Raw genomic sequence first — 5351 nt, 5'->3', positions numbered from 1 at the left:
TGCACCTGATACTCGTGCACGAACTCACGGATCTCCGCCGCCGTGAACCCCGGACTGATCGTCATCGCCATGCTCTCCCAACTGATCGTGAACGACTCACAACCAGCTTGACAAAGAGGGCCCCGCCACGACCCACGGCAGGTAACTGTGCGCGGTCGCCCACGAGCGCGACTGTCGCACCCGCCTCAGCGGTCACCGTGAGGAGGGCGTGGGCGGTGTCTTGGTCGAGCATCCCCGCTTCATCCACGATCACGCGCATGCCCCGCGCGAGCCGTGCGTCCTCGGGCGGGCCGGTGTAGGTGCGCCCGTTCTCGGGGTCGGTATCGCCAGGGTTCAGGCGTGTCCATACGCCGTCGCGGTTCCACCGCCACCCGTGCGCGTGCACGAGCGCCGCGACGCTGGTGGCGGGTACGCCGAGTTCTTCGTGCGCGATCTGAGCGGCACGCAACGTCGGCGCGACCACCCGCGACGCCCGACCCTGCTCGGCGGCGACCGTGATCGCCGTGCGGAGCATCGTGGTCTTCCCACTACCCGCCGCACCCTCCACGATCACGAGCGGATCGGTCGAGGCAACCGCCGCCGCAGCAACGGTCTGCCCTTCATCCAGTCCGGCGGCTCGCCCGGCTCGGGTCACGTCGGGATGCTCCACCTCCCGATCCGGCGTTACGTCGGTGAGCTGGTCGCGCAGAGCGGTCTCGGCGGCGACCACGCTCAGGCTGGTCAAGTGCGCAACATGCTCCGGCGTCGCCGCACCCGGCGGCAGCACCGAGAAGCAATCCGAGACAGCAAGCTCAGTCGCCACGGCGATGAACGCGCGCAACTCAGCGGGCGTCGCGTGCACGCCGTGCTCGCTGGTGATCCGGGTGACGTGCTCCTGGACAGTGTGCCGCGTCCACGCGGACGCGCCCGCCGCACTCCGGTCCAGCGCACGGCTGGCGACCTCCTGCACGGCGAGGTCATCTACCGACACCACCGGTCGCACGGCGCGATGCTCAAGTGCTGCGGGGTCGTATCCGGCTTCGCGGAGTTCCTGCACCCACCACGCTTCGTTCTTCAGGTCGGCGGGCTTCTTCCCCGGCCGCTGGTGCGTCCACGCGATGCCCTGCAACCGCGCCGTCATCACCGGGCCAAGCTCCTCACCCGGATGCGCCGCCTCCCACTCGGCTTCGAGACGGTCGAGGTTGCGCCTGATCTGCGCCGACCGCTTCGACATCACCCCGTTGAACGGCTCCAACTCCCTGACTTCGCCGCTGACCGAATCGAGGGTCAGGCCGCGCTCTGCGAGCGTGCGCGCGAGCTGCGGGTGCGCGGCGATCACCGCGGTGCCGAGGGCGCGGATCGCGCCCTGCTGCTTGAACAACGCGGCGGTGTCGAGTGCTCGCCACTTCCCGGCTGCCCGCACCCGCGTGCCGATCTGCATATGGATATGCCGGTGCGGATCACCCGCCCGCGAGGTCTTGTGCCGGATACCGACGACCTGCATCCGCTCGATAGGCACGACCTCCCGCGCGTGACGCGGCCCGACGCGAGTCACGGAGTGCTGGCCGAGCCACCGCCGTATCTCCGCAAGGGCATCCTGCTGGGCGGCGTCGAGCGCGTCAGAGACCTCGGGATGCAGCGCGGCGGCGACCGACAACGACTTGGGTGCGTTGATCGTCATCTCCGCGAACAACGGCGACCCCTTCGTGCCCACGGCGGCCGCACGCGGCGTGCCCATCGACTCGCCTGTGATCGGCTCCGTCCAGTCCACCCATGCCTCGTACTCGTCCGCCGACAGTGAACGGGCGGCGGTGACCCCGCCGCTCCCGTCGAGCACCGTGTACTCGGCCACGGCATCGTCCGCCCCGAGGTAGTACTCGTCGGCGCGGGAACGGTCGGCCTCGACATAACGGCGCGCGGCAGCACCGCTGCCGCGAAACAGGATCACCCCGCCCTAGTTCTGATCGGAATGATTTGCGGGGACGAGTGGTCGGGGGCGGAAGGAGTGGGAGTGGGTGGCGGGTGCTGAGGGGTGATTGAAGGCAACGGTGATGAGCGCGCCTGGTCTGTAATCAAGGTTGATTACGATGTGGGTATGGCCGACATGAGTGCGCGAGAAGTCGCGGCGAGGCTGGGCGTGAAACTGGAGACGGTGTATGCCTACGTCAGCCGTGGGGTGCTCACGACGCGGGGTGAGACGGGATCGCGTCGGAGCGTGTTCGACTCGGATGAGGTCGAGGTTCTTGCGCGCCGCGGGCGGCCACGGCGAAGCACCCGACCTGCGGCGCTCGATCTGATCGTGGAAACGGAACTGACGACGGTTATCGATCAGCGGCTTCGCTATCGTGACCGCGACGTTTGCACTTTGGCGGAGACTCGCTCATTTGAGCAGGTTGCAGACTGGCTGTGGAGGGGCAGCGACGAGTCTGACGGAGCGACCTGGGAATCCTACCCGTTGGTGTTGCCCGAACTGGCGTCCGTTCGTGATCGGCTCCGTGTCGCGGTGGTGCTGGCGTCGGAACACGAACCGTTCCGCTCCGACCTCAGTGTTGGCAACGTCGTCAGCACCGCCCGCTCCCTGATTGCGAGCATGGTTGACGCGGTACCAGCGCCTACCCGAGCTGAGGCGGTTAGTCCCATTCTCGGCGGGCAAGCCATCAGCGCGAGCATTGCCAGCTGTCTGTGGGCTCGATTGAGCGCACGGGCTGGAACAACGCGGGCTGGAACAACGCGGGCTGTGGCGATCATGAACGCCACCCTCGTCCTGCTGGCGGACCACGAACTCGCCACTTCGACGATGGCGGCACGGATCGCGGCATCTGCTCGCTCTGATGTGTTTTCTGTAGTTCTCGCAGGGATGGGGCCATTGGCTGGTCCGCTGCACGGCAGCGCCAGCGGACTCGTGCACCAGACACTTGCCGATGCCGTTTCGCGCGGACCGCAAGCTGCGGTCGCTACGGCGGTGGAGACGCATGGTCGCGTTCCCGGCTTCGGTCATCCCTTCTACCCTGACGGAGACCCCCGCGCAGCGTTCTTGCTCGCCCGGCTCGCCGAGGCGTTCGCAGACGCACCGGAGATGCACGCTGCGAATGCCGTGATGGGCGCGGTTGACCTGCGTTCGCGGGTGAAACCGAATATTGACTTCGCCCTCGGGTTGCTGACCCTTCTCGCTCGTATGCCAGCCGATGCGGGAGAGACCATCTTCACGATCGCCCGCACCGCCGGATGGGTCGCCCACGCAATAGAGGAATACAAGGAGCCTGCCCTAAGGTTCCGGGCGCGAGCGATTCCTCGACACCTCCCCGGTTGAGGCGCTGAGCGCTACCGATTCGCAATGGTTGATGATAATCAAGGTTGATTATCAGTTGGCATGAGAACAGCATGATTCGCATGGACGACATCACATCAGCGACTGCTCACCTCTGGCGAGCGACTTCCAGGCAGAACGAGGCGATGGACTCTTCGGCCGCGCCGATGGTGACCGGCCCGCGCGTCGTATTGCCTTCGGTGTTCGATGTGACCGGGTTGGCGGGCGGAGCGGTTGCGGTCGCGACGCAGGCCGCCGCCGATCTTCTCGCGGTTCGGCAGGGAACGTCGACGCGGGCGGTGAGTGTGGACAGTCACCATGCCTGTGCAGCGTTCCAGCCGGGAGCGTGGTTCACTCCGCAGGGCTGGAGGCTACCCCCACTCTGGGATCCCCTCTCGGGTAATTACCGCACGGCGGACGGGTGGATCAGGCTCCACACGAACTACGCCGCGCACCGGGTGGCAGTCGAGCAGGCGCTCGGCGCACACGACCGTGATGGAGTTGCGGCAGCGGTCGTGGGCCAGCGACGCATCGATGTAGAGAGTGCTGTCATCGAGGCCGGCGGGGCGGCGGCAGCTATGGCCACCCGTTCCGAATGGCTTGTCTCACAAGCAGGTTCGGCAACCGCGACTGCATCTGCGTTCGACATCACCGATCGGTCGATGACAACTCCCGCGCGCTGGACGTTCGCGAGACCAGACGCGCCGTTCAGTGGACTACGGGTTCTTGATCTGACGCGGGTGCTCGCGGGGCCGACCTGTACGAAGTTCTTCGCGGCCTACGGTGCAGATGTGCTGCGGATCGACCCTCCCGGCTTCGAGGAAGTGGGAGCCCTTCTCCCAGAAACCACCCAGGGCAAGCGAACGGCCGCACTCGACCTCACCGCCGACTCCGACCGAGTCGTGTTCGAGGAGCTCGTTGTCCAGGCGGACGTGATCGTCATCGGGCTTCGCGCTGACGCACTGCCTGGGCTGGGTTATGGCGCGACCGATCTGAAAGCCTTGAATCCGGATGTGATCATCGCGTCCCTGGACGCTTACGGGTGGGTAGGGCCTTGGCGTCACCGCCGAGGCTTCGACAGCCTCGTCCAAATGAGTTGCGGTATCGCAGCCACCGGCACGGACGCACCCAATCCCTTGCCGGTACAGGCGCTCGACTACGGGACCGGCTGGCTCCTCGCCGCCGCCATCACCCGCATCCTCGTGCGACAACTGACTGAATCGGTAACCGCAACGATCACCACCTCTCTGGTCGCTACCGCCAACCTGCTCTATGAGGTCACCGAACTCGCGGGCGAGCGTGTGCTCACTCAAGCATTGGCAGCCACACCAGACCTTGCTCTCGAACCGACCAGTACCGCTTGGGGGTCGGCCCGACGAGCACCCTTCCCTGGCCGCATCGACAGTATCCCTGCGAAGTTCGCGCATGACGCCGGACCGCTGGGACGCCATCCCGCCACCTGGCAGCGCTGACCGGCAGGGTACTCAGCTAATCGGGTGACGCGGGGACCGCATGAAGCGGCCGTGTTGCTCGTGGTGCCAGGCCGCTGTGGCGATATTCGCACTCGCGGCCAGCCTGTGAACGGGTGGTCCTAGGGCCACGTTGATTTGCGGCCTTCTCTGGTGCTTGGTGTCGCACCTCCCTCGTGGGAGGCGTCACCGTGGACGAAGAAGCTACATCCGCCGCAAGCGACGATGCTGCGGCCCCGGTTGGCTCGGCCAGCCACGACTTTGACACCGCAGAGGGCCTTCGCGCCCTACTGATTCGGCTGCATCGGTCCGGGCCGGGCGCTTGGCGGGGAGATCGTGAAGCGGCGGAGCTGATGCGGTACACCGCGGTCAGATACCGGCCCTTGGCTCGCAAGCACGGGCTGGACCCCTGGGAGATTGCCTCGGCAGCGTTCGAGGTCATGCTCGCGCCCTCCGCACGTAAGGCCGATGATCCGTGTCGGCGGCCATGGAAAACTGCCCGTAGGCGGTCACGGGATCTGCCCGTGGGTGGCCAGGAGAACTGCCTGCTGGTGGCCATGAGTTCTGCCCACGTCTGATGGTTCCGCCCCGCGCGT

Annotated in this window: 3 protein-coding genes; 2 read left to right on the top strand and 1 reads right to left on the bottom strand. The window is 66.6% G+C overall.

Features of this window, described 5'->3' with window-relative positions; genetic code table 11:
• Nucleotides 1-61: 61 nt before the first annotated feature.
• The gene (gene mobF / locus ACK5KK_RS04965) at nt 62-1927 is read right to left on the bottom strand and encodes a MobF family relaxase (protein WP_416888985.1); all 1866 of its coding nucleotides are present in this window, start codon (nt 1925-1927) and stop codon (nt 62-64) included.
• An 84-nt stretch (nt 1928-2011) separates the two neighbouring features.
• On the opposite strand from mobF, the gene ACK5KK_RS04960 reads away from it, so the two are divergent.
• Both ACK5KK_RS04960 and ACK5KK_RS04955 read left to right on the top strand, forming a co-directional pair.
• Nucleotides 2012-3289 (top strand): citrate/2-methylcitrate synthase, encoded by a 1278-nt coding sequence (locus ACK5KK_RS04960; RefSeq protein ID WP_416888984.1) that lies wholly within the window; start codon nt 2012-2014, stop codon nt 3287-3289.
• Between the two features lie 80 nt (nt 3290-3369).
• A complete protein-coding gene (locus ACK5KK_RS04955; protein ID WP_416888983.1) occupies nt 3370-4758 on the top strand; it encodes a CoA transferase in 1389 nt (462 codons plus the stop codon).
• The last annotated feature ends 593 nt before the right edge of the window (nt 4759-5351 follow it).

Origin of the sequence: Microbacterium sp. (assembly GCF_047972865.1) — a bacterium.
Lineage (GTDB): Bacteria > Actinomycetota > Actinomycetes > Actinomycetales > Microbacteriaceae > Microbacterium.
Note: the sequence above shows the minus strand (reverse complement) of the source record. Positions and strands in the feature narration are given on the sequence as shown.